This is a genomic window from Arthrobacter ginsengisoli (genome assembly GCF_031456935.1).
Taxonomy (GTDB): domain Bacteria; phylum Actinomycetota; class Actinomycetes; order Actinomycetales; family Micrococcaceae; genus Arthrobacter; species Arthrobacter ginsengisoli.
Window position 1 is genome coordinate 1 of the sequence record NZ_JAVDVQ010000035.1, and the last position, 24,052, is coordinate 24,052.

Here is a 24,052-nt window from a genome sequence, read left to right on the forward strand (position 1 = left end):
CACCCGGGAGGGTGTGGGAGAGTAGGTCACCGCCGGAACATCATTACACGGTCGAGGACCCCCAACCACGTTGGGGGTCCTCCCGCATTTAAGGCTCAGCCCGGAAACTTCCTCCCATGGACCCAGGCCAGCACCTCAAGAACCAGCCCCCACCAACCACGGCGGAGGGCGGAGCGCCGCCGTCGTACGTCCGGGGAGCGTTGGGCCGGACCGCGCCGGAGCAGGGGAGCGTCCGCTGATGGCGAAATATGAGTCTGAAAGGCGCCGATTCCCGTGTTTTTCCTCGAAAAAGGCCGAAAACACGCGGAATTTCCCATCTCGGCCGCGGCAAGCTGGTAAGTTTTCGAACAGTGGCTTGTGCGCATGCCGCGTACAGGCTCCAGAAATCATGACCGTCCAGGAGGACATAAATGGCTAAGAACCGAAGTGAACTTGTTGCAGAGGTAGCAGGCAAGGCCGGCACCAGCCAGGCAGCCGTCAACTCCGTGCTGGATGCACTGTTCGAGGTCTTCGAGACCTCTGTCGCCGCGGGCGAAAAGATCACCATCCCGGGCTGGCTCGCAGTTGAGCGCACCGACCGTGCAGCCCGCACCGGCCGCAACCCGCAGACCGGCGAGACCATTCAGATCGCCGCAGGCCACAGCGTGAAGCTGACCGCCGGTTCCAAGCTGAAGGCTGCTGTCTCCAAGAAGAAGTAATCTTCTTGAGCTTTTGAAAGGAGCGGCGACCCGATGGGTCGCCGCTCCTTTTTCATCGGGCGTGATGTCCAGCGGCCGCGCCGGCGCGGGTGCGCTCCGGGCTCGATTCGGTGGGCGGGCGGGGCGTAGCGGACAATGGAACTGTGCCTTCCGCAGTAAATCCCCGTGCCACAACAGCCGCTCCCACCCCGACCGGGGGAGCGCGAGGTCCTGTTGCAGGTATCGGCGGGATTTCCAGCCCGTGGCTTTTTGCGGGCCTTGCGGCGCTGTTCCTGGCCCTTGTTGCCGCGCTGCTGTTCTCCGGCGCCGCAGCGGCCCGCGGGGTCTCTGACCCGGGCGGCCTGGTCCGGTGGGGCCTGCCGGTCAGCAAGGCCGTCCACAACGCCTCGCTCGCCACCGTGATCGGCGGGCTGCTCTTCGCCGTCGGAATACTGCCGCGCTCACTAGCCGGCTCGCGGTCCAAGGCCAAGGGCCTCCCGGAACATCCGGCATTCACGCGGGCGCTGGCGGTCGCGGCCGCCGCGGGCGCCGTCTGGACGCTCTCAGCCATTGCCGTACTGGTGCTGAGCTACTCGGACATCGCCGGTCAGGAGATCTCCGGGGACCCGGAGTTCACCCGCTCCCTCGTCTACTTCATGACCGACATTGAGACCGGCCGCGCCTGGCTGGGAGTAGTCATCATCGCCGCCGTGGTAACCACCGCACTCTTTGGCGTCCGCTCCCTGGGTGGCCTGGCGGCGACCCTGGTGCTTGCCCTCATCGGACTCGTACCCGCCGCGCTGATCGGCCACTCCGCCAGCTCGGCCGACCACGAAGGCGCCATCAACTCCCTCGGCCTGCACCTGGTCGGGATATCGGCCTGGGTAGGCGGCATCATCATGCTCGCACTGCTGTCCGGACTGCTGGGAGGCGCGGCGTCCGGCTCGAAGTCGGGGAGCCGCCCGGATATCACCGAGCCGACACTTCGGCGCTTCTCGTCCCTGGCCGGCTTTGCCTTCATCCTCGTCTTCGCGTCCGGGGTGATCAATTCCAGCATCCGCCTCACTTCCTGGAGCGACCTCTTTGGCTCGACCTACGGGCAGCTGATCCTGGCCAAAGCGGCAGCCACGCTCGTCCTCGGCGGCATCGGCCTGATGCACCGCAGCTGGGTCATTCCGCAGCTGGGCAGTCAGGGCGGCGGACTGTCCGCCCGCCGCGTGCTCTGGCAGCTACTCATCGCCGAGGTACTGATCATGGGAGCAACGTCAGGCATCGCCGTCGCGCTCGGCCGCTCCGCGCCGCCGCAAGGCGAGGCCCCCGCAACGAATGCATCCCCGGCCTTTATCGTCTCCGGCTACGATCTGCCGCCGGAACTGACCCCGGAGCGCTGGATGACCGAATGGCGCCCCGACTGGCTCTGGGTCGCCGTCGCAGTCTTTGGCCTTGTGGCCTACATCCTCGGCCTGCGCAAAGTGCTTCGGCGCGGGGACTCGTGGTCCTGGTTCCGGACCGTCAACTGGGTTATCGGACTCGGGGTCCTGACGTATGTGACGTCGGGCCCGCCGGCCGTCTACGGCCGGGTGCTGTTCTCGGCGCACATGGTGGACCACATGGCACTGACCATGGTGGCCCCGATTTTCCTCGTCCTCGGCGCCCCGGTGACGCTGGCCCTGCGGGCGCTCACGCCGCGGCGGGACAGCTCGCGTGGGCCCAGGGAATGGCTGCTGATCTTCATCCACTCGAAGTTCTCCCAGCTGGTGACGCATCCGCTGTTCGCCGCGGCCAACTTTGCCGGCTCGATCGTGCTGTTCTACTACTCGGACGCGTTCGGCTATGCGATGCGCGACCACGTGGGCCACGAGCTGATGAACCTGCACTTCGCGCTCACCGGCTACATCTTCGTGCTGACCATGATCGGCACCGACCCGCTGCCCCGCCGCGCGCCATACCCCATGCGCCTGCTGCTGCTCCTGGCCACGATGGGGTTTCATGCTTTCTTCGGCGTCGCGATCATGGGCGGAACCGGGCTGCTGGCCGCGGACTACTTCGGCAACCTTGGCCGGACCTGGGGCCCCTCCGCCCTGCTGGACCAGCAGATGGGCGGCGCGGTGGCCTGGGGCATCGGCGAAGTGCCCACCCTGCTGGTGGCGATCGGCGTCGCCGTGATGTGGTCCCGCTCCGACGCGCGCGAGTCCAAGCGCACCGACCGGGCGGCGGACAGGAATAACGACGCCGATCTCACTGCTTACAACGATATGTTTGCCAAACTGGCTGAACGCGATGCCAGGCTGGCCGAACGCAATTCAAAGCTGGAAGGACGCTCATGACCGAAACCGTACGCACCCACCTCAGGGTCCGGGCCTCCGAGCTGGTGGGCCGCAACTGGCTGAACACCGGCGGCAAGTCCCTGGACCTCGAATCCCTGCGCGGCAAGATCGTGCTCCTGGACTTCTGGACGTTCTGCTGCATCAATTGCCTGCACGTACTGGACGAGCTCCGCCCGCTGGAGCAGCAGTACTCCGACGTCCTCGTCACGCTCGGTGTGCATTCCCCCAAGTTCGAGCACGAAGCTGATCCGGTGGCCCTCGCCGCCGCCGTCGAGCGCTACGAAATCCGCCACCCGGTCCTGGACGATCCCGAACTGGACACCTGGAAGGCCTACACGGCACGTGCCTGGCCCACCCTGGTGGTCATCGATCCAGAGGGCTATATCGTGGCGCACCTCTCCGGCGAAGGCCATGCTGACGGCCTCGCGGTGCTCATCCCGGAGCTGATCGCCGAGCATGAGGCGAAAGGCACCCTGCACCGTGGCGACGGGCCCTATGTGGCGCCGGAGCCGACGTCGGGCACGCTGCGGTTCCCCGGCAAGGCACTGTTCCTCCCCGCCGGCCGAGGCGTCGGAAGCGCTCCGGAGGCGGGTTCCTGGCTGGTCACCGATACCGGCCACCACCGTCTCGTGGAACTCTCCACCGACTTCCACACGGTCCTGGCCACCTACGGCTCCGGCGAGAAGGGCCACGCTGACGGCAACGCCGCAACGGCCCGCTTCAACGAACCCCAGGGCCTGGTCCTGCTCCCGGTGGACGCCGCCGCCGAGGTTGGCTACGACGTCGTGATCGCCGACACCGTGAACCACCGCCTGCGCGGGCTGAACCTTGCTGACGGCAGCACCAGCACGCTGGCCGGCAACGGCGTCCAGCGTCTGCTGGAAACCGGCCCGGCCCGGGTCGACGAGGAGGGTGCCGCCTACGGTGCCCGGCTGGAAGCGGACCCGCTGCAGGTTTCGCTCAGCTCGCCCTGGGACGTTGTCTGGTCCACCAAGCTGAACGCCGTCGTGGTCGCGATGGCCGGCGTGCACCAGATCTTCAGCTTTGACCCGCGCTCCGGAGCCGTGTCCATCATCGCCGGCAACGGACTCGAGGGCCTGCTCGACGGACCGGCCGAGGAAGCCTGGTTCGCCCAGTCCTCCGGTCTCGCCGAGGACGCCGACGGCGACATCTGGGTGGCGGACTCCGAAACCTCGGCCCTGCGCAAGCTCGTGATCGGCGACGGCGGCACCATCACCGTGGAGTCCGCCGTCGGCAAGGGCCTGTTCGACTTCGGATTCCGCGACGGGAAGGCCTCCGATGCCCGGCTGCAGCACCCGCTGGGCGTCACCGTGCTGCCGGACGGCTCCGTGGCGATCGCGGACACCTACAACGGTGCCGTCCGCCGCTACGACCCCGCCTCGGGCACGGTCTCCACGTTGGCCCGCGGGCTGTCCGAGCCCTCGGATGTGATTGTGGACCACACGCAGGTGGCCGGAGCCGAACCGCTGCTGGTGGTGGTCGAGGCGAACAAGCACCAGCTGGTCTATGTTCCGATCCCGAAGGAAGCACAGCAGGTGGACGAGGGCGCGGCCCAGACCCACCGGCCCAAGAGCCCCGTGGCGCCCGGGCTGCTGGAGCTGACCGTCCGCTTCACCGCACCGACCGGCCAGAAACTGGACGACCGCTGGGGCGATCCCACGCAGCTGAAGATTTCCTCCACGCCGCCGGAACTGCTGCTGGCCGGCGGGGGGACCTCGGTGGGACTGCTCCGCACCCTGGAACTCTCCGCCGATGTGCCGGAGGGCGTGCTGCACATCACCGCCCGCGCCGCTGCCTGCGACGGCCCGGAGGATGCTGACGGTGAGATCCCGGACCACGCCGCCTGCCACCTGTACCAGCAGGACTGGGGCATCCCGGTGCTGCTGCAGGCCGACGGCGACACCGAGCTGGTGCTGGACCTGCGCGGCATGGACTGACTTCCGCCGGAGCGGCCAAGCTCCTGGCTGCTGTTCGTGACCCTGCGTCACGGACGGCAGCCTTTTGGCTTTAACCGGCCGCCGCATCCGCGGAACCCCGGAGTTTCACGGGGTTCACGGCTGCAAGACGCTGCGTCGGGTGGACATCAAGATGTCCACATAGCGTGTCCACGGACTCCCGGCGCAGCGTGGCCGGGGAAACGATTGCCCCATGGATGTCTTGCGGGCTTTGGCCATCTGCGGGGGAGCGGGCCGGCGGCCTGCGCTGGCCCGCCTGGGGATCGACGACGCCGCACTGCGGCGGGCGACGAGGGCCGGCGTCCTGCAGCCGGTGCGTGGACTCTATGCGCTCCCGACGGCGGCCCCGGACCATGTGGCGCTGCTGCAGCACAGGCAGCTCCTCACATGCAGGAGCGCGGCGCCCTTCTACCGGCTCTGGTCCGTCAACTCCGCCGGTCCCGTCCATGTGCATCACAGACGCGGTGAAGCCTTCGAGGGGCAGACCGGGCACCACGGACTGCTCCTCGAGCCGCACCCCTACCGGCCGGTTGCTGCCCCCGGCGACGTGCTTATCCACGCGCTGAAGTGCCTGCCGCTGCCCGAAGCCCTGGTCATGGTGGAGTGCGCGGTCGGCCGGGGCGATATGACTCTGGGGTTCCTGCGGGACCGACTTCCCGGGAAACGCAATGGCCGCGCCCGCCAGGTCCTTGACTGGGTGGACCGGGGTGCCGAATCCCTGCTGGAGACCCTCGCCAGGACGTATTTCCGCCAGGCCGGCATCAGGGTGGAAGCGCAGGTCTACGTTGATGGCGTCGGATATGTGGACCTCCTGCTGGAGGGCACCCTGATTGTGGAGCTGGATGGACGCCATCACGGCGAGTGGGCCCAGGTTAAGAAGGACCAGCGGCGCAACAACGTGTCCGCAGTCCGGGGCTACTCCGTGCTCCGGTACTACTACGACGACGTGGTGCAGCGCCCGGCGCTGATGCTGGCCGAGGTCCTGGCAGTCCTCGGCCGGTCGCCCAGACCGGTGTAGGCGTCACGGCAGGCAGGTTTTTGGCAGCTTGGAACGGCGGACTTCGCGGAATGCCGGGTTGCGGTGCGGCCGCTGGGCCAAAAGACCGCCAGGCGTGACGCCAGCGCCGCCGCCGAGGGTCCGTGGAGCTAATAGCTCAGGAGCGGGGTGACCTTGACGGTGTCGGCATCGACGTCCAGGCGCGTGGTGAAGCTGAAATCGTGGACTGCGTTGAGTTCCCTCACAGCCCCGGTGAACAGATCCACCTGCTGGGCCTTGATCCGTGCCTTGCCGTCCAGGGGAGCCACCACCCAGCGTCCGCCGAAGGGCTCGATGCTGACGGTGGGGTACTCGGTGATGCTCCAGTCGATGGTGCCGTCGATAACGCGGTTGTTGGTGGTGTGGTAAAACGGGCAGTCCGGCTGGAGCTTCTGCTCTTTGTCGGCCGTATCGGCACAGCTGTCCAGGAACTCCTTCACCTTGCCGCTCACCGCCCCCTTCAGCCCGTCGGTGGCCTCGGTCAACAGGTTCAGCGGGGCTGCGGTAACGTCCCGGCCGGACAGCATCGCCTTGGCGGGCGGGGCCGAGAAGTATTCACCGGCCAGTGAGGCCTCGTACTCGCCCGGGTAAAACACGGCGAAGGAGTTGCGTCCGTTGGGCATGTTCACCGGAACCCCGTTGAGCGTGGCCTCGTTGGAGTTGACCACGGTGACGTCCAGGACCGGAAGCGCGGCCGGGACGAAGGCCCACTTGTGGAAGAACAGCCATTCCACCCCGGACTTTTCCAGCAGGAACTCGGTCCGCAGCTGGCTGCCGTCTATCGTGTAGTCGACCGGCACCATGACCTGGTTGCCGCCGCGGTCCACGGCCTCGCCGTACTTCACGTCGCTGATCCGCGCGGCCGCAGTCTGCAGCGCCGTGCCGTCCAGCATGGCGGGGTTGCCCCGGGGCACCGAGGCGCGCAACAGGCCGAGGGCCTTCTCGCCTTCGCCCTTCTGCAACGCTTCGAGGTATTCCCGGACCGGCTGCTGCGGGCCCGCGATGGAGTCGTTCACGATATTGATCGCAACGATGGCCCCGGCCACGGCGAGCATCAGGCCCAGCAGCCATCCGGCTGCGATCCTGACCAACGCCTGACTCATTTGCACGTACCTTACGTTACCTGCACCCCAGCGGAATTCTCGTGTCACAGGGGTCCCACGTGACAGGGGCCGCCGGCCCGGATCGCCGCCGGAAGACTGGGTGGGCCGGCTCCGCGGGGCTCCTAACGGCGGCGGCGCTTCGGGGCGGTGCCGAAGACTCCGCGCAGCAGTTCGCGTCCGAGCTGGGTTCCGAGCGACCGGGCCATGCTCGTGAGTCCCCCGCCGAGGGCGCCACCCAGGGCTCCTGCGATGCCGCCGCCGTCCGCGGGCTGCCGTTGGGACTGCCGGGGTGCCTGGCGCTCAGGTGCCTGGCGCTCGGGCGCCGGAGCGGGCCGGCTGCTGGGGCGGCCCAGGATTTCCTCCTCGATCCGCCGCGCGTCAGCGTCGACGTCGGACGTGCCGCCCCTTGGGGCCGTCGCGGCCGGAGCCGCCGCGACGTCGTCGGACAAAGCGTTCCCGGCAATCTTCTCGTAGGCGGACACGTTGTCGACAGCCGTGCCGTACTTAGGCAGCAGCGCTGATCCGGCCACGGTGCTGGAGATCAGGGCGTCGGCACTGGGGCCCATAACGGACTCCGGCGCGCGCAGGCGGGTGAGCGCCACCGGCGTCGGGGCGCCCTTTTCATTCATCACAGTGATGACGGCTTCGCCGATCCCGGCGGAGGTGAGGGTTTCCTCCAGGTCATAGTCGCTCATCGGGAAGGTGGAGACGGTGGCCTTGAGCGCCTTGGCATCCTCCGGTGTGTAGGCCCGGAGGGCGTGCTGCACGCGGTTGGCCAGCTGGCCCAGGACCTCGGCGGGGACATCCTTGGGGGTCTGGGTAACGAAGAAGATGCCGACGCCCTTGGACCGGATCAGCCGCACCGTGGTGGTGATGGCGTCCAGGAATGCCTTCGAGGCGCCGTTGAACAGCAGATGGGCCTCGTCCAGGAAAAACACCAGTTTCGGTTTGTCCAGGTCGCCGGCCTCCGGAAGGTCTTCGAAGAGGTCCGCCAGCAGCCACATCAAAAACGTGGAGAACAGCATCGGCTTGGTTTGCAGGGTGGGCAGTTCCAGGCAGGTGATGACGCCGCGCCCGTCCGGGGCCGTGCGCATCAGTTCGGCGGTATCGAACTCGGGTTCACCGAAGAACTTCTCCATGCCCTGCGCCTCGAGGGTGATGAGTTCACGGAGGATGACACCGGCGGTCGCCTTGGACAGCCCGCCGAGTTCCTCGAGTTCGTCCTTGCCTTCCTTGGAGGTGAGGAACTGGATGATGGCGCGCAGGTCCTTCAGGTCAATGAGCTCGAGGTCGTTCTTGTCCGCGAAGTGGAAGACCAGCTGCAGGCTCGATTCCTGCGTGTCGTTGAGTTCCATGATGCGGGAGAGCAGGATGGGGCCGAAGGACGTGACGGTGGCGCGGACCGGGATGCCGTTGCCGTCGCCGCCTAGGGCCAGGAACTCCACCGGGAACGTCTTGCCAGACCAGGCCTGGCCGATTCCGTCCGTGCGGGCCATCAGTTTCTCACTGCCGGCGGCGGCCGTGGCCAGCCCGGAGAGGTCGCCCTTGATATCCGCGAGGAACACCGGGACGCCGGCAGTAGAGAGCTGTTCGGCCATCATGTGCAGGGTGACAGTTTTGCCCGTGCCGGTCGCGCCGGCCACCAGCCCGTGGCGGTTCATCATCGACAGCGGGAGCCGTACGGGGGCATCCCGGTGGACTTCGCCGTCAATGATCGCGGCGCCGAGTTCGATCGTGGGGCCCTCGAGGGTGTACCCCTTCTGGATGGTGGCGACTTTGTCAGCAGTGGATTTGATGGCCATGTCGACAGCTTAGCCGGGTCCGGCGACGCTGGACCCGGCTTGTGAAGGTGTTGCATCGGCCGTGCCGCCAGTCCGACTCGCACGGCGGGGTTGCCCGGTCCGGGGCGGGGCCCGGAAGTATGGTGGAGCATGGCTATCCGGTTATTGACTAAGCTTGCTTCCGCCGCCATTTCCCTTGGCCTTGTCCTGCTGGGCGGAGGTCCGGCCTCCGCAGCCCCGCCCAAGCCGTCCGATCCGGTCGGCATTGACGTTTCGTGGCCCCAGCGCGGGAAAACCCTCCCCAAAAAGCCGGCGTTCGCAATCGTCGGGGTGAACAACGGCCTCGCCAACACCACCAACCCGTGCCTGGCAACACAACTCGCCTGGGCAAACACCGCCCCGGACCCGGCGCTCACCGCGCAACCGCGCGTGGCGCTCTACGTCAACACGGCAAACCCGGGCCTACAGGGTTCATGGTGGCCCAACTCGAACCACTACGGCGGCGTGGACGTTGCCAACCCGTACGGTGTCTGCGGCAGCCTGCCCGACAATTTCAGGGCCTGCTCCTACATGTACGGCTACGCCAAAGCCTATGACGACGCCACAATCCGCGGGGTTGAGGAACCGCAGAAATACCTGTGGTGGCTGGACGTCGAGACCGGAAACAGCTGGCAGACCGACAAGGCAGACAACATCGCCGACCTGGAAGGTATGGTCGCCTACTTCACGAGCATCAAAGCGACAGTCGGGATCTATTCCACCGGCTACCAGTGGGGACAGATTGCCGGCAACGTCCCGTCCAGCAGCCCCCTCGCCGGACTGCCCAGCTGGCTCGCGGGTGCGCGTTCCCTGACCGGTGCCAAGTCCAACTGCTCCTTGCCGGCGCTGACCCCCGGCAGCCGCGTCGCCCTGACGCAGTACGTCTCCGCAGGGCTGGACTACAACTACGCCTGCCCCTGAGCCGCGACCCGAAGCCAGCTAAGGGGCGCCGCAGCTGAGGCAGAAATATCCCGGAGGGCGGCATCGTTGTCAATAGTGTGCGCGTGCCGGGGACCGGCGCGGCGCCTGAGACCCACCCCTACGAAAGGCCGGCTTTTCCGTGACTGTTCCGCTTTCCATCCTTGACCTGGCAACTATCGGCAAGGGCCAGACGGCGGCAGAGAGCCTCGCGGGTAGCGTGGCCATGGCGCAGCTCGCCGAGAAGTTGGGATACCGGCGGGTCTGGTACGCCGAGCACCACAACATGTCCGCCATCGCCTCTTCGGCCACAAGCGTGCTGATTGCCCACATCGCCGCCCAGACCGAGAGTATCCGGCTCGGCGCCGGGGGCGTGATGCTGCCCAACCACTCACCACTGACGATCGCCGAGCAATTCGGCACCCTCGAGACCCTGCACCCGGGCCGGATCGACCTGGGTCTGGGCCGCGCGCCCGGCAGCGACCAGAACACGCTGCGGGCCCTACGCCGGGATCCGATGTCCGCGGACAGCTTCCCGCAGGACGTTCTGGAACTCCAGGGCTACCTGAGCGGCCCCACCCGCATCCCGGGCGTGGAGGCCACGCCCGGGAAGGGCACCAACGTGCCGCTCTACATTCTGGGATCGTCCCTGTTCGGCGCCAAGCTAGCCGCGCAACTGGGCCTGCCGTATGCCTTTGCCTCGCACTTCGCGCCGAATGCACTCCAGGACGCCGTCGCCATTTACCGCCGCGAGTTCCGGCCCTCCGCTCAGCTGGACGCGCCGCACGTGATCGCCGGCGTCAACGTGATCGCGGCGGATTCCGCGGCCGAGGCGCAGGAGATATTCCAGGCCACCAAACGCGCCCGGATCTCACTGTTCTTCGGCAACGGCCGCGAGTTCAGCGACGATGAAGCGGACATGGTCCTGGACTCCCCGCAGGGCCAGCACGTCGCGCAGATGATGAAGTATTCCGCGGTTGGAACCCCGGACGCCGTGCTGGAATACCTCGACGGCTTCACCGCGCACGCCGACGCCGACGAGCTCATCGTCGCGCACCAGAGCACCGGTACCGAGGCCCGGCTTCGCTCGGTGCAGCTGCTGGCCGACGTCGCCGGCCTGGTCCGGGTCTAGTTGCCCTGAGCGCGGAGGGGCTCGCCCCGCCCCGGCCGTGCACCACGGGTCCCGAAGTTACACAGCCGCAACCGACGGGACACCCATGGGAAATCAAGCCGGGAGGATACTGGACGTAACGTCCTTAACGGACGGTCTCATGCAGGCATTGGGGACTAATCGAAGGACTCCGCGCATGCCAACTCCGTTCAACCAGTCCCTGGCCGACTCTGCCCTCCTGACGAAGTCCCTGCCGCTGGGCCTGCTCCGCGCCTTTGTCCAGACCAACGCCGCCGACGACGGCCTGACGCCCCAGCTGCTGGCGGAACTCAAGATCCTGGCCCGCACCCCGGGGTTGCTGGTGGCCTGCAACTACGGCGGGACGCTGTGCACCGCGGAGGGCATTTCCACGGAGACGCTGCCGCTGGGCAGTGCGGCGATTGCCCTCCGGGCGTTGGCTGCCCTCCCGAACACCCACGCCGCCGTTATCTCGGGACGTTCCCTGCGTGACCTGGCCGCCGTCTCCCGGCTCCCGGCCGAAGTCCACCTGGTCGGCTCGCACGGCGCCGAGTTCGACATGGGGTACGCCCACGGGCTGTCCCTCGCCACCGAATCCGTCCTGCAGCAGGCCAGCCAGGCTCTCGCCGAAACCGTAGGCGCCCACCGCGGCATCACGATCGAGCGGAAGCCCGTCGCCGTGTCCGTGCACACCCGCCCGGCCGCACCCGACGTCGTCGCGCTGACCACGCAGCAGGCGGAGCAGATCGCCCGGGCGCTTGGGCTGTCCTTCATTGTGGACGGTTCGGTCCTGGACCTGTCTGTGGTGGAACCGGCCAAGGCTGACGCCCTGGAACACCTGCGCTCCATGCTCGGCGTCAGTGCGGCCCTGTACGCGGGGGACGCCGCCAGCGATGAGCTCGCGATGGCGACCCTGCGCGGACCGGACATGGCGTTGCGGGTGGGCGAGGGCCCGACAGTGGCTGCCCACCGGCTGCGGGATCCGGAGTCGTTCGCGCGGGTCCTTGCCATCCTCTTCGAACTCCGACGGGCGTGGCTGTTCGGGGAGGACGCCGTCGGCCTGGAGCGGCACTCGATGATCGGCAACGGCTCCTCCACGGCCCTCATCACCCCGGACGCCAGAATCTGCTGGATGAGCCACCCGCTGCCCGACTCGGGATCCCTCTTCGCCCATCTTCTCGGCGGCGATGCGGCCGGCCATTTCTCGGTCGAACCCGTGAAGGCCTCGCCGGTCCTTGGCCAGCGCTACGTGGACAGCACCATGATTGTGGAAACGCGCTGGGCGGATGTCACCGTCACCGACTACCTGGAACCGGCGCCGGAAGGCGTTACCAGCCTGGTCCGCGTCCTGTCGGGCACCGGAACGGCGCGGATTGTCTTTGCGCCCCGCCCGGACTACGCCAACGCGCCCTTCAGCATGGAAGCCCGCGGCGAGGAGCTGCATGTCGTGGGCACCGCGGATCCCATCACGCTGCTGGCACCCGGTGCCGACTTCGCCATCACCTCGGACGGCCGGCACGCCACCGCCACCGCCGAGGTGAACCTTGGGAACGGCCCGGTGGTGCTGAACCTGCGCTGCGGCGACACAGCACCCCAGCGCGCCGAACCGCCGGAGGAAAACTCGCGCCGCGCCGCCGTCGCGCATCATTCCCGGCGCTGGGTGCAGGCCCTGCAGCTGCCCGCCGTGAAACCCTCCCTGGTCCGCCGCTCCGCCCTGGTGCTCCGCGCCCTGGTCCACGAGCCCACCGGCGCAGTCCTGGCGGCGCCCACCACCTCGCTGCCGGAGGGGATTGGCGGCACCAGGAACTGGGACTACCGGTACTGCTGGCTGCGGGACGGCTCCATGACGGTCAACGCGCTCGTGGATCTCGGCTCGACCTCGGAGGCGGAAGGATTCCTGGCGTGGCTGGGGCGGATCCTGGCGCACGCCCCCGGCCCGGAATGGCTCCATCCGTTGTATTCGGTGACGGGGTCACCGCTTTCCACCGAGGCCATCATCGAAAGCCTGCCCGGCTACGCGGGCTCCCGCCCGGTCCGGATCGGCAACGCCGCGGACCACCAGGTGCAGCTGGACGTCTTCGGGCCGGTCGCCGAACTGATCGATGCCCTGTCCGCCCGGCACGGGCACCTGGCCGACGCGCACTGGGAGCTGATGGTCCAGATGGCCTCGGCCGTGCTGGCCCGCTGGCACGAGCCGGACCACGGGATCTGGGAGGCCCGGCGGGCGCCGCGGCACCACGTCTACACCAAAGTGATGTGCTGGGTGACGCTGGACCGGGCCCTGCGCACGGCCGCGCGGCACGGCCGGACACCGCTCCCCACTTGGGAGCCTGCCGCTGCCGCCATCCGGGACGAGGTCCTGCGTGAAGGCTGGGATGAGGGTGCGGATTCCTACACGGTTGCCTACGACAGCCCGGACCTGGACGCCGCCGTGCTGCACATCGGACTCTCCGGCCTGCTCGACGTCGGCGACCAGCGCTTCCTGGACACCGTCACGGCGGTGGAACGCGAACTGCGGGTCGGTCCGACGGTGTTCCGTTACCGGTACGACGACGGCCTGCCGGGCTTGGAGGGCGGCTTCCACATCTGCACCACCTGGCTGATCGAGGCCTACGTCGCGGTGGGCCGGATCGAGGAGGCATGGGACCTGTTCGACCAACTGGTCAATCTGTTCGGGCCCACCGGGCTCCTGCCGGAGGAGTACGACCCGGGCACTGAAACGCATCTGGGAAACCACCCGCAGGCATACTCGCATCTGGGTTTCATCCGCTGCGCGCGGCTGCTGGACGCGCTGCCAAGGAACTAAGGGGCTCCGCCGGAGCTGATGCCGAACTCCTGCTATTCGCAGGCGACACCGTCGCGGTCGCCGTCCATCTGCTCGCGGTAGCCGGGCTGGCCCGCCCGAAGGGGTGCTGCGCCGGCGGCGCGGGCTGCGGCGCAATTGGCATAGTATGCCGGGTCCGGCGCCGGTGCCGGGTCCGGCGCTGGTGCCGGGGTCGCCGCTTGGATCGGAGGAGGCGGCGTCTCGTGGCCGGCGGGGGTGGCCAGGTCCGGGCAGTCGCCGAGAATCCGTGCCATCGCATCGTGCTCGGCCTGGGTGACCCAGAGCCCGTAGCTGGACTTGACCGAGATCTGGCGGGCAACGTAGTCGCAGCGGTAGGACTTGTTCGCGGGCAGCCAGGTGGCGGCGTCGCCGTCGCTCTTTTGCTGGTTGGCAGGGCCGTCCACGGCGAGCAGGTTCAGCGGATCGTTGGCGAAGGCAAGCCGCTGGGCCTGGGTGAGTTGCTGTGCCCCCTTCTGCCAGGCATCGCTGAGCGCCACCACATGGTCGATCTGCACCGCGTCGCTGGTGCTGCTGCCGCGAAGGAAGTTGATCAGGGTTGCCGTGTAGGGGTCGTTCAGGACGCCGGAGAGGACGACGCAGTCCTGCGTGCCGGCCTTCAGGGCGGTATCAGCCAGGTCCCGGCGGAGGATGTCATTGCGGGTGTCGCAGCCGTTGCGGTCGACGTCGGCCCAGGCCTGGCCGAACTCATCGCGCGAGTAACCCGTTTTGGCTGCCCGGCCCTTGACCGGGACTGTGGCCAGCACGTCCAGGGCCTTGTCGGCGAAGGCAGGCTGCTGGCGCGGGGCGCCGGAGTCCTTCGGGGCAACCCCGGCGCTGGGTGCTGGTGAGGCGCTGGCCGTGGAGCCGGCGGCGTTCGGGGCGGTGGCCGGGGCCGTCCCCGGGCTGGCACACGCCGTCGCGGTGACCAGCAGCAGCCCGGCCAGCCCGGCCGCGACCCAATCGACAGCTCCGGACATTGCCGCGCCGCGTGTTTTGACCCTGTGCAATTCTCCCCATTTCGTCCCGTTGCCCGGGAGATCCGTGCAAAGGCCTAAGACCGGTCCCAGCCTACCGTTGCTTCTGGCAGAGGCTGACGGAGGCGGGGGAGTCAGCGGATGCGCGGGCGGGAGGCCGAGAAGATCGCCGGCGCGGGCCCTGCGCCGGTGGCGAGGTCGGCGAGGATCCGCCCGACGACAGGCGTGAACTTGAAGCCGTGGCCGGAGAAGCCCGCCCCGATCACGAGAGGTCCGATGCGGTCGAGGATGAAGTTCTCGTCCAGGGTGGTCGTGTAGGTGCAGCTGATGTCGGTGAGGGAGTCGGCATCCACTCCGGGCAGCCACCGCCGCGCGTAGCGTTGCAGCGCCGTCAGCTGCGCCGGCTCCGGCGTGAAGGACCGCCGGTCAGGGTCCACTACCGGCCCCACGCCGTGCCAGCCGGCTTTGATTCCCTCCCCGGGCGTCGGCATCCCGTAGACCGGCGAGTACCAGTAAGCGTATTCCGCGCCCCGGCCGGGAATATGGTTGAACCCGGGCCAGCTGGCACCCGGGTCCGCGACGGCGAAGTGCGCCGGCTGTTCCTGCGTCACGGTGAGGCGGGGGAAGGGCGAAAGCCCGCCGAGCAGCTTCGAGGTCCAGGCCCCGGCGGTGACCACGGCCTGCCGCGCGGTCAGCACCTCGGTGCGGCCGGCGGCGTCGACCGTGAGCCGGACGCCGTCGTCCGCCACCGCGAGGTCCAGCACCTTGATCCGGTGCCGGATGTCGGCCCCGCGGTCCGCGGCGAGGCGCTGCAGCACCGGCAAGGCGGCGTCAGGATTCAACTGCCCGCCGTCGGGCATGTGCAGTACGTGCTGGTCAAACCGGATGCCGCGCCAGCGCTCGGTTGCCTCCGCCGCGCTGAGGACGTCGGCCCGCAGCCCGGCACCGCGCAGGGCGCCCTGCACGTCGCCCAGCTGCGGATCGGTCCCGTGGTTTACGATGCCGGTGCGGGCCAGCAGGCGCTCGCCGCCGTCGGTCTCGAGCTCGTCCCACAGGCGGACGGCCTCGGCCAGCATGGCCACATAGTCCGGATCGGAGTAGCCGGGGTTGAAGTTCCGGGTGGCGCCGTGGGACGCACCGTTGCGGTGCCCGGGGCTGAACTGCTCCAGCAGGGTCACTGCCCGTCCCCGGCTGGCGATGGCCCACGCGGCCGCCGAGCCCATGGCCCCGCCTCCGATGATGACGGTGTCCAGGCTGGTTTTCATTGGTCCTCCGGATGGTGTGGTGTGGGGTGGGGGAGCGCCGCTGGAAGCCGGACGCTCAGGCGAGCAGCAGCGCCACGCCAATCATGGCCGGCACGGCGACGATGGTCGTGATCAGGATGGTGTCCTTGGCGACAGTGAGGCCGGTCTGGTAACGGTTGGCGATCACAAAAACATTCTGCGCGGTGGGCAGGGCGGAGGTGACCACCACGGCGAAAAGTGCGTGGTCCTCCAGCCGCAAGGCGAAACGGGCGAAGAGGTAGGCCAGCAGGGGATGGACAATGAGCTTGAAGCCGCTGGCCAGCAGGGTGTCGGCCCGGCGCCCGGCCGAGGCCTGCAGCGGGCGGGAACCGTTGAGGCTCATCCCGAAGGCGAGCAGCATGGCCGGAATCGCGGCCCCGCCGATCAGGTGGATGGGCTCCATCACCAGTGGCGGCACCGGCCAGCCGGTAGCGGCCACCGTGAGGCCAAGGCCGGAGCCCACGATCATGGGATTCCGCAGGATCATCAGCAGGAAGCTCAGCGGCGTGGTCCGGTGTTTGCTGGTGGTGGCGTCCAGGGCCATCAGGAACAGGGGGGTGAAGAAAGCCAGCTGGAAGATCAACAGCGGCGCCACATAGCTTGCATCCCCCAGGACGTACACCGCGATGGGGATGCCCAGATTGGCCGAGTTGGCCAGCGAAGCGCTCATGGAGGACATGAGGGATTCCGGTACGGAGCGTTTGAGCAGGAAGCGGACGATGCCGAAGAAAAGGGCCGCCGTCGTAATGGCGCCGACAGCCGACACCAGCAGCGGGGCGGCGAAGACGTCGTGGACGTTGGCCTTGCTCAGGGTGTCGAACAGCAGCGCCGGGCTGGCGACGAAGAAGGTCAGCGCACTAAGTACGGAGCGGGCGTTCTCGCCCAGGATGCCCCGCCGGCCGACGAACATGCCCACCAGGATGATGCACCAGACCACGAAGAATCCGGCGAGGACGCCTAGCATGCGGCGTTCCGCAGCATCCGAAACTGGGAAAGGGTGGTCACCCTTCCAGAGTAATCAGCTTTAATTACGCCGGGCGCCTGTTACGGCGGAAATACGCCGAGGACCTCAGTTGAGCGTGGCGTTGTTCAGCGCGAAGGGCGGCCGCATGATCCCGGGGGTATGGCCCTCCGCGGGGTCGGTGCCGATCTGGACAATCTTGTTGTCCTCATCCACATGGACCACCTTGGGGCTGTAGGCCCGGGCTTCATCCGTGGTCATCTGGGCGTAGGTGATCAGGATGATGACGTCGTTCTCGTGCATGAGGTGCGCAGCGGCACCGTTGATCCCGATTACCCCGGAACCGCGCTCGCCGGCAATCGTGTAGGTCTCGAGCCGGGCACCGTTGGTGACGTCGACAATGGACACCAGCTCACCGGGAAGGATGTCGGCCGCTTCCAGCAGATCCAGGTCCACGGTGACCGAACCGACATAGTGGAGGTCCGCGTGGGTGACCGTGGCGCGGTGGATTTTGGATTTGAATATTGTGCGATTCATAACGGGACCAGTCTAGCGCCGGGGCGCCGGAAGCGCTGTGAGCCAGCCAACACCGGTACCCGGTCACGGGGTGGCCGCCGGAATGGACTCCGCCGTCTCGGCCAGGATCTCGCGGGTAGCCAGGATGGCCGGGCGTTTGGCGCTGGAGCGCCGGACTGACGTGAAGATGGTCCGGTGCGGATCGCCCGGGAGGGTGATCAGTTGCGACGTCGTGCCTCGGCCGGTCCAGACGAGGTCCGGCATGAGGGCGACGGCGTTCCCGGACTCGATCAACCGGATCTGTGCCTGCAGGTCCGCGGTCTCGAAGCGGACGTCGGGCTCGAAGCCGGCACTGCGGCATGCCTGCTCGGCCCAATGCCGCGACGCCGCCCCGCGAGGCTCCATCACCCAGGCCAGCCCGGCGGTATCCGGGAGGGACGTTATGGCCGCACCGCCGGGGGCGCGCGGCGGAACCGCCAGCCGGATCGCGTCGCTGGTGAGCCGGATCCGGTCGAGTTCGGCATACCGCGGGGCCGCATGGCCGGGGTAGTGCTCGGCAATCACGAGGTCGAAGTCGCGCGCCCAGGTCTCGTGAAGTGCGGTTTCGGGTTCCCGCTGGGTCATTTCAATCCGTACTTCGGGATAACGTGCCGTCATCCGGGTGAGGGCGTCCGGCATCAGGGCAAGCGCCGCGGACTGGAAGACGGCAATGCGGACCGTGCCGGTCACGGTCGTCAGGGAGGCTGCCAGGTCCGCCTCGGCCTGTTCCAGCGTTTCCAGCAACTGGGCCGTGTGAGCCACCAGGACTTCGGCCTGCGGCGTGAGCTGTACCCGGCGTCCGGTTTTTCGAAGCAGTTGGACGCCGGCTTCCTTTTCAAGGAGGGCGAGCTGTTGCGAGACCGACGACGGGCTGTACTGGAGCGCCTCCGCGACCTCGGCCAGCGTGCCCCGGATCTTCAGCTCGCGCAGCAGGCGCAACCGCCGCACATCCAGCATCGCAATTCCTTTGTGAATTCTAATGGATATTGATTAGAAGAATTCACTTTATCTAATGCAATTCGGCTTGCATACTGTTGTCACCGAGTAACCCCCATCACAGGGCGGATTGATGGGTACTACACCAAAGCGGGAGACCCTGATGACTTCAAAAGACCTGGCCGGCTCGATCATGCGGCGCAAGCCCATCGACGACATTGAAGAAGAAAACAAGCACAGCGGGTTGCACAAGAGCCTGGGGCTCTGGCAGTTGACAGCAATCGGTGTCGGCGGCATTATCGGCGTCGGCATCTTCTCTTTGGCGGGCCTTGTGGCCCACGGCAGCGAGACCGAGCCCGGCGTCGGCCCGGCCGTGCTCGTCTCGTTCCTGATCGCGGGGCTGGCCTCCGCCGCCGCGGCGCTGTCCTACGCCGAGTTCGCGGGCATGATCCCGCGGGCAGGCTCGGCCTACACCTATGGCTACGTTGCCCTCGGCGAGATCATCGGCTGGTTCATCGGCTGGGACCTGCTGCTGGAGTACATCGCCATCGTGGCCGTGGTGGCGATCGGCATCTCGGGCTATTTCGACGCGTTTCTCTCCGGCATCGGTATCCAGATGCCCGTCTGGATGACCTCGACGCCGGATGAAGGCACGGGCGGCATCATCAACCTTCCCGCGATCCTCGTCTGCCTGCTGGTGACCTGGATCCTCTCCCGGGGCACCAAGACCTTTGGACGCTTCGAGCTGATTGCCGTCGGCATCAAGGTGCTGCTGATCCTGTTCATCATCGGCCTGGGCGTTTTCTACATCAACACCAACAACTACAATCCGTTCTTCCCCAGCGGCTTCGGCCCCGTGGTGGCCGGCTCCGCCACGGTGTTCTTCGCGGTGTTCGGCTACGACGCCATGAGTACCGCGGCGGAGGAGGCCACCGACGGCAAGAAGCACATGCCGAAGGCGATCATCCTGTCGCTGATCATCGCCATGCTGCTCTATGTCGCCGCCACCCTGGTGCTCACCGGCATGCAGAACTTCACGGAGATCGACCCCAAGGCCGGGTTCGCCTCCGCCTTCAACAGCGTCGGGCTCCCGGTGATCGCGACGATCATCTCCGTGTTCGCCGTCCTGTCCATCCTCACCGTGATGCTGACCTTCCTCCTCGGCGTCACCCGCGTCTGGTTCTCGATGAGCCGCGACGGCCTGCTGCCCGGCTGGTTTTCGAAGACGGACCGGCACGGCACGCCGCAGCGCGTGACCTGGATCGCCGGTGCCGGGGCCGCAATCCTGGCCGGCGTGCTCCCGATCAAGGCCGTGGCAGACCTGACCAACATCGGCATCCTGGCGGCGTTCGTCGTCGTGTGTATCTCGGTGATCGTGTTCCGCTACAAGAAGCCCGATGCCCCGCGGACCTTCCGCCTGCCGCTGATGCCGCTCGTCCCGGCGTTCGGTGTGTTCGCCTCGCTGTTCCTGATGTTCCAGCTGCATTGGGAGACCTGGCTGCGTTTCGGCGTCTGGCTCGTCATCGGCCTGATCATCTACTTCGGCTACGGCCGCAGGCACTCGCTGATGAATCCGGACAGCCCGCGGCACGAGGAAATCGTGGAGATGCACCGCCCCCTGGCGTAGCCACCCCACCACCCCACTCCCCGTTGCGCTATCACTTTTGGCTCCCATCCGCCGGGTTTAAGGGCCACAAGTGATAGCGCAACGGGTTTTTTAAGCTTCGAGTTTTCTAACCAGTATTGCTCGGAAAACATCGCTTTATCTTATGAAAATCCGGTCCCATACTGAATTTAGAACGTCCCTCTTTCGAGAAAGAACGAGTACCAGCCATGACCAACATTTCAACGCAGCCCGGCGTGAACACCGGCGGCGCGGCCGGGCACGCGGCCGCCGCGGACGGCTCGCCGGTCCGTGTGGCCGCAGCCCTCGCCGAGGAGACGACCAGGCTGGTACGGCACTGGCTCACCGAGGCGGCCAAAGTCCCGGTCGATGCCTCCGCCGAGCAGCTCGCCGGTGTCCTGAAGGACCCCAACGGGCTCGACTTCACGGTCGGGTTCGTCGACGGCGTGGTCCGCCCCGAGGACCTGCAGGTCGCCGCCCGCAACCTCGCGGCACTGGCCCCGAAGGTCCCGGCGTTCCTGCCCTGGCACATGCGCAGTGCGGTCCGCCTCGGCGGCACCATGGCCCCGGCCCTGCCGCAGGTGGTCATCCCGATCGCCCGCCGCGTGCTGCGGGAAATGGTTGGCCACCTCATTGTTGATGCCACCGACGCCAAGCTGGGCCCCGCCATCGCCAAGATCCGCAAGGACGGCATCAAGCTCAACGTCAACCTCCTGGGCGAGGCAGTGCTCGGCGAACACGAGGCTTCACGCCGGCTTGAGGGCACCCACAAGCTCCTGGCCCGCCCTGACGTCGATTACGTCTCCATCAAGGTCTCCTCGACGGTGGCCCCGCACTCCGCCTGGGCCTTCGATGAGGCCGTGGAGCACGTTGTCGAGAAGCTCACCCCGCTCTTCACCCGCGCAGCCTCCTTTGCCGCCGGCGGACAGAAAGCCAAGTTCATCAACCTGGACATGGAGGAGTACAAGGACCTGGACATGACCATTGCGGTGTTCACCCGGATCCTGGACAAGCCCCAGTTCAAGGACCTCGAGGCCGGCATCGTGCTGCAGGCCTACCTCCCGGACGCGCTCGCCGCCATGATCCGCCTGCAGGACTGGGCCGCCGCCCGCCGTGCCGACGGCGGCGCCGCGGTCAAGGTCCGCCTGGTCAAGGGCGCGAATCTGCCGATGGAGCAGGTGGAGGCCTCGCTGCACGGCTGGCCGCTCGCCACCTGGAACACGAAGCAGGACTCGGACACCAACTACAAGCGCGTCATCAACTACGCGCTGCACCCCGACCGGATCCGTAACATCCGGATCGGCGTCGCCGGCCACAACCTCTTCGACATTGCCTTCGCCTGGCTGCTCGCCAAGCAGCGCGGCGTGGAATCCGGCATCGAGTTCGAGATGCTGCTCGGCATGGCCCAGGGCCAGGCCGAAGCCGTCAAACAAGACGTCGGCTCGCTGCTCCTCTACACCCCCGTGGTTCACCCGGCCGAGTTCGACGTCGCGATCGCCTACCTGATCCGCCGGCTGGAGGAAGGCGCCAGCCAGGAGAACTTCATGTCCGCCGTCTTCGAACTCAGCGAGAACAAAACCCTTTTCGAACGCGAGAAGCAGCGCTTCCTGGCCTCCCTCGCCGGGCTCGACGACGAGGTTCCGCTGCCCAACCGCCGGCAGAACCGCGCCCTTCCGGCCGAGCAGACGCCGCATGATTCCTTCGGGAACACCGCGGACACCGACCCGTCCCTGCCGGCAAACCGCGACTGGGGCCGCGCCGTCCTGGGGCGGGTGGCTGCCTCCGTGCTCGGCAACGCCGCCGTCGAGGCCGCCACAATCAACGACGAGGCAACGCTCAACACCGTGATCGAAACCGCCGTGGAAAAGGGCAAGGCCTGGGGTGCCCTCTCCGGCGCCGAGCGTGCCGAGATCCTGCACCGCGCCGGCGACGTCCTCGAGGCCCGCCGCGCAGACCTGCTTGAAGTCATGGCCAGCGAAACCGGCAAGACGATCGACCAGGGCGATCCTGAGGTCAGCGAGGCCGTCGACTTCGCGCACTACTACGCCGAATCGGCCCGCAAGCTCGACGACGTCGACGGCGCCGCCTTCGTTCCGGCGAAGCTCACCGTGGTGACCCCGCCCTGGAACTTCCCGGTCGCCATCCCTGCCGGCTCCACGCTGGCGGCCCTCGCCGCCGGATCCGCCGTCGTGATCAAGCCCGCCAAGCAGGCCCGCCGAAGCGGCGCCGTGATGATCGAGGCCCTCTGGGAAGCCGGCGTTCCACGGGACGTGCTGACCATGGTCCAGCTGGGCGAACGGGAACTCGGCCGGCAGCTGATCTCCCATCCCGCGGTGGACCGCGTGATCCTCACCGGCGGCTACGAGACCGCCGAACTCTTCCGCTCCTTCCGCAAGGACCTGCCGCTCCTGGCCGAGACCAGCGGCAAGAACGCCATCATCGTCACCCCGAGCGCGGACCTGGACCTCGCGGCCAAGGACGTCGCCTACTCCGCTTTCGGCCACGCCGGGCAGAAGTGTTCGGCCGCGTCGCTTGTGATCCTGGTCGGATCGGTGGCCCGGTCCAAGCGCTTCCACAACCAGCTGCTCGATGCCGTCACCTCGCTGAAGGTCGGCTACCCGGAGGACCCGACGAGCCAGATGGGCCCGATCATCGAACCCGCCGGCGGCAAGCTGCTCAACGCCCTCACCACCCTGGGTGAAGGGGAAAGCTGGGCCGTCGAGCCCCGGAAGCTGGACGGGACGGGCCGGCTCTGGAGCCCGGGCGTGCGCTACGGCGTGCGCCGTGGATCCTACTTCCATCTGACCGAATTCTTCGGCCCGGTGCTGGGCGTCATGACCGCGCCGACCCTCGAGGAAGCCATCGCCATCCAGAACCAGATCGAGTATGGCCTCACCTCCGGATTGCATTCGCTGAACCCGGCGGAACTGGGGCTCTGGCTCGATACGGTGCAGGCCGGCAACCTCTATGTCAACCGCGGGATTACCGGTGCCATCGTGCAGCGCCAGCCGTTCGGGGGCTGGAAGAAATCCGCCGTCGGCGCCGGCACCAAGGCCGGCGGGCCCAACTACCTCGTTGGCCTCGGCGAATGGGTCAGCAAGCCCAGCACCGCGGCGGGCAGCAGTGCCGGTACGCCGGCTCACCCCGGCGTCCGCCGGATCGAGCAGGCGGCCCAGGGCATCCTGTCCGACGGCGAGGTGGAGATCCTGCACCGTGCCCTGGCCTCCGACGCCCTCGCCTGGGCCGAGGAATTCGGGACAGCCAAGGACGTTTCCGGACTGAGCGCCGAGCGGAACATCTTCCGTTACCGCCCGCTGCCGGTCACGGTGCGGCTCTCCGAGGGCGAACCCGTGGCGGACCTGGTCCGGACCGTGGCAGCCGGCGTCCTGGCCGGTTCCCCGCTGACCGTTTCCTCCGCCGTCGAACTTCCCGCCCGGCTCCGCACGGTGCTCACCGGGCTCGGCATCGGCCTAACGGTGGAGGACGACGCCGGCTGGCTGGCCACCGCTGGCCGGCTCGCCGCCGCGTCCAGGCTTTCCGTCCCGCGGATCCGGCTCATCGGCGGGAACGCTACGGCCCTGGCCGAGGCGACCGGCGGACGTCCCGACCTGGCCAGCTACCACCACCCGGTCACCGAAGCCGGACGCGTCGAGCTGCTGCCGTTCCTGCACGAGCAGGCCATCAGCATCACGGCGCACCGCTTCGGCACGCCGAACCACCTTTCCGAGGGGCTGATTTAGGGACTGCCTCCCCGGAGGCGACACAAACGAGCCGGGGGGGCCCCCCCCCAAGGTGGGCGCCCCGCGCGGGGGGGGGGGGGGGGGGGGGCCCCCGGGCGCCGCCCCAGAACCACCCCCCCGGGGACCCCGGGGGGGGGCCCGCGGGCGCGGCGCGGTCGGGGCGGCCCGG

The 24,052-nt window shown here is 67.9% G+C and carries 16 protein-coding genes; 9 read left to right on the top strand and 7 right to left on the bottom strand.

Annotated elements, in window-relative coordinates; genetic code table 11:
• Window positions 1-410: 410 nt before the first annotated feature.
• The 4 genes from J2X01_RS20640 to J2X01_RS20655 all read left to right on the top strand — a co-directional run bounded on the left by J2X01_RS20640 (window position 411) and on the right by J2X01_RS20655 (window position 5,998).
• Window positions 411-698, top strand: a complete 288-nt coding sequence (locus J2X01_RS20640; RefSeq protein WP_024367639.1) for an HU family DNA-binding protein — start codon at window positions 411-413, stop codon at window positions 696-698.
• Window positions 699-841: 143 nt separating this feature from the next.
• Window positions 842-3,004, top strand: coding sequence for a bifunctional copper resistance protein CopD/cytochrome c oxidase assembly protein (locus tag J2X01_RS20645; protein WP_374725006.1), 2,163 nt, complete (start codon window positions 842-844; stop codon window positions 3,002-3,004).
• Window positions 3,001-4,962 (top strand): NHL domain-containing thioredoxin family protein, encoded by a 1,962-nt coding sequence (locus J2X01_RS20650; RefSeq protein WP_310061988.1) that lies wholly within the window; start codon window positions 3,001-3,003, stop codon window positions 4,960-4,962. The genes J2X01_RS20645 and J2X01_RS20650 overlap by 4 nt, the downstream gene beginning before the upstream one ends.
• A 211-nt stretch (window positions 4,963-5,173) precedes the next feature.
• The gene (locus tag J2X01_RS20655; protein WP_310061991.1) at window positions 5,174-5,998 is read left to right on the top strand and encodes an endonuclease domain-containing protein; all 825 of its coding nucleotides are present in this window, start codon (window positions 5,174-5,176) and stop codon (window positions 5,996-5,998) included.
• Window positions 5,999-6,126: 128 nt separating this feature from the next.
• Here the strand turns inward: J2X01_RS20655 and J2X01_RS20660 are convergent, their stop codons facing one another.
• Together J2X01_RS20660 and J2X01_RS20665 are read right to left on the bottom strand one after the other, a co-directional pair.
• Window positions 6,127-7,119 (bottom strand): hypothetical protein, encoded by a 993-nt coding sequence (locus J2X01_RS20660; RefSeq protein WP_310061994.1) that lies wholly within the window; start codon window positions 7,117-7,119, stop codon window positions 6,127-6,129.
• Window positions 7,120-7,241: 122 nt separating this feature from the next.
• Window positions 7,242-8,921, bottom strand: a complete 1,680-nt coding sequence (locus J2X01_RS20665) for a helicase HerA-like domain-containing protein (RefSeq protein ID WP_310061996.1) — start codon at window positions 8,919-8,921, stop codon at window positions 7,242-7,244.
• Between the two features lie 129 nt (window positions 8,922-9,050).
• On the opposite strand from J2X01_RS20665, the gene J2X01_RS20670 reads away from it, so the two are divergent.
• The 3 genes from J2X01_RS20670 (at window position 9,051) to J2X01_RS20680 (ending at window position 13,792) form a co-directional block, all read left to right on the top strand.
• Window positions 9,051-9,860, top strand: coding sequence for a glycoside hydrolase family 25 domain-containing protein (locus J2X01_RS20670; protein WP_310061999.1), 810 nt, complete (start codon window positions 9,051-9,053; stop codon window positions 9,858-9,860).
• Between the two features lie 139 nt (window positions 9,861-9,999).
• A complete protein-coding gene (locus J2X01_RS20675) occupies window positions 10,000-10,989 on the top strand; it encodes an LLM class flavin-dependent oxidoreductase (protein WP_310062002.1) in 990 nt (329 codons plus the stop codon).
• 175 nt (window positions 10,990-11,164) lie between these two features.
• Window positions 11,165-13,792, top strand: a complete 2,628-nt coding sequence (locus J2X01_RS20680) for a trehalase-like domain-containing protein (protein ID WP_310062005.1) — start codon at window positions 11,165-11,167, stop codon at window positions 13,790-13,792.
• Window positions 13,793-13,824: 32 nt separating this feature from the next.
• Here J2X01_RS20680 and J2X01_RS20685 read toward each other — a convergent pair whose 3' ends face one another.
• From J2X01_RS20685 to J2X01_RS20705, 5 genes are all read right to left on the bottom strand, one after another.
• Entirely contained in the window at window positions 13,825-14,787 is a 963-nt protein-coding gene (locus J2X01_RS20685; protein ID WP_310062008.1) for a GmrSD restriction endonuclease domain-containing protein, read from the bottom strand.
• Between the two features lie 131 nt (window positions 14,788-14,918).
• Window positions 14,919-16,049: an FAD-dependent oxidoreductase gene (locus J2X01_RS20690; RefSeq protein WP_310062015.1), complete on the bottom strand. Its 1,131-nt coding sequence runs from the start codon at window positions 16,047-16,049 to the stop codon at window positions 14,919-14,921.
• A gap of 55 nt (window positions 16,050-16,104) precedes the next feature.
• Window positions 16,105-17,031 (bottom strand): AEC family transporter, encoded by a 927-nt coding sequence (locus J2X01_RS20695; RefSeq protein ID WP_310062018.1) that lies wholly within the window; start codon window positions 17,029-17,031, stop codon window positions 16,105-16,107.
• Window positions 17,032-17,136: 105 nt separating this feature from the next.
• On the bottom strand, window positions 17,137-17,565 hold the full coding sequence (gene panD, locus J2X01_RS20700; RefSeq protein ID WP_310062020.1) for an aspartate 1-decarboxylase: 429 nt from the start codon (window positions 17,563-17,565) through the stop codon (window positions 17,137-17,139).
• A 63-nt stretch (window positions 17,566-17,628) separates the two neighbouring features.
• Entirely contained in the window at window positions 17,629-18,540 is a 912-nt protein-coding gene (locus tag J2X01_RS20705; protein ID WP_310062023.1) for a LysR substrate-binding domain-containing protein, read from the bottom strand.
• A gap of 142 nt (window positions 18,541-18,682) precedes the next feature.
• Between J2X01_RS20705 and J2X01_RS20710 the strand changes: the two genes are divergently transcribed.
• Window positions 18,683-20,146, top strand: a complete 1,464-nt coding sequence (locus J2X01_RS20710) for an amino acid permease (RefSeq protein ID WP_310062026.1) — start codon at window positions 18,683-18,685, stop codon at window positions 20,144-20,146.
• A 206-nt stretch (window positions 20,147-20,352) separates the two neighbouring features.
• The gene (locus tag J2X01_RS20715; protein ID WP_310062030.1) at window positions 20,353-23,883 is read left to right on the top strand and encodes a bifunctional proline dehydrogenase/L-glutamate gamma-semialdehyde dehydrogenase; all 3,531 of its coding nucleotides are present in this window, start codon (window positions 20,353-20,355) and stop codon (window positions 23,881-23,883) included.
• The last annotated feature ends 169 nt before the right edge of the window (window positions 23,884-24,052 follow it).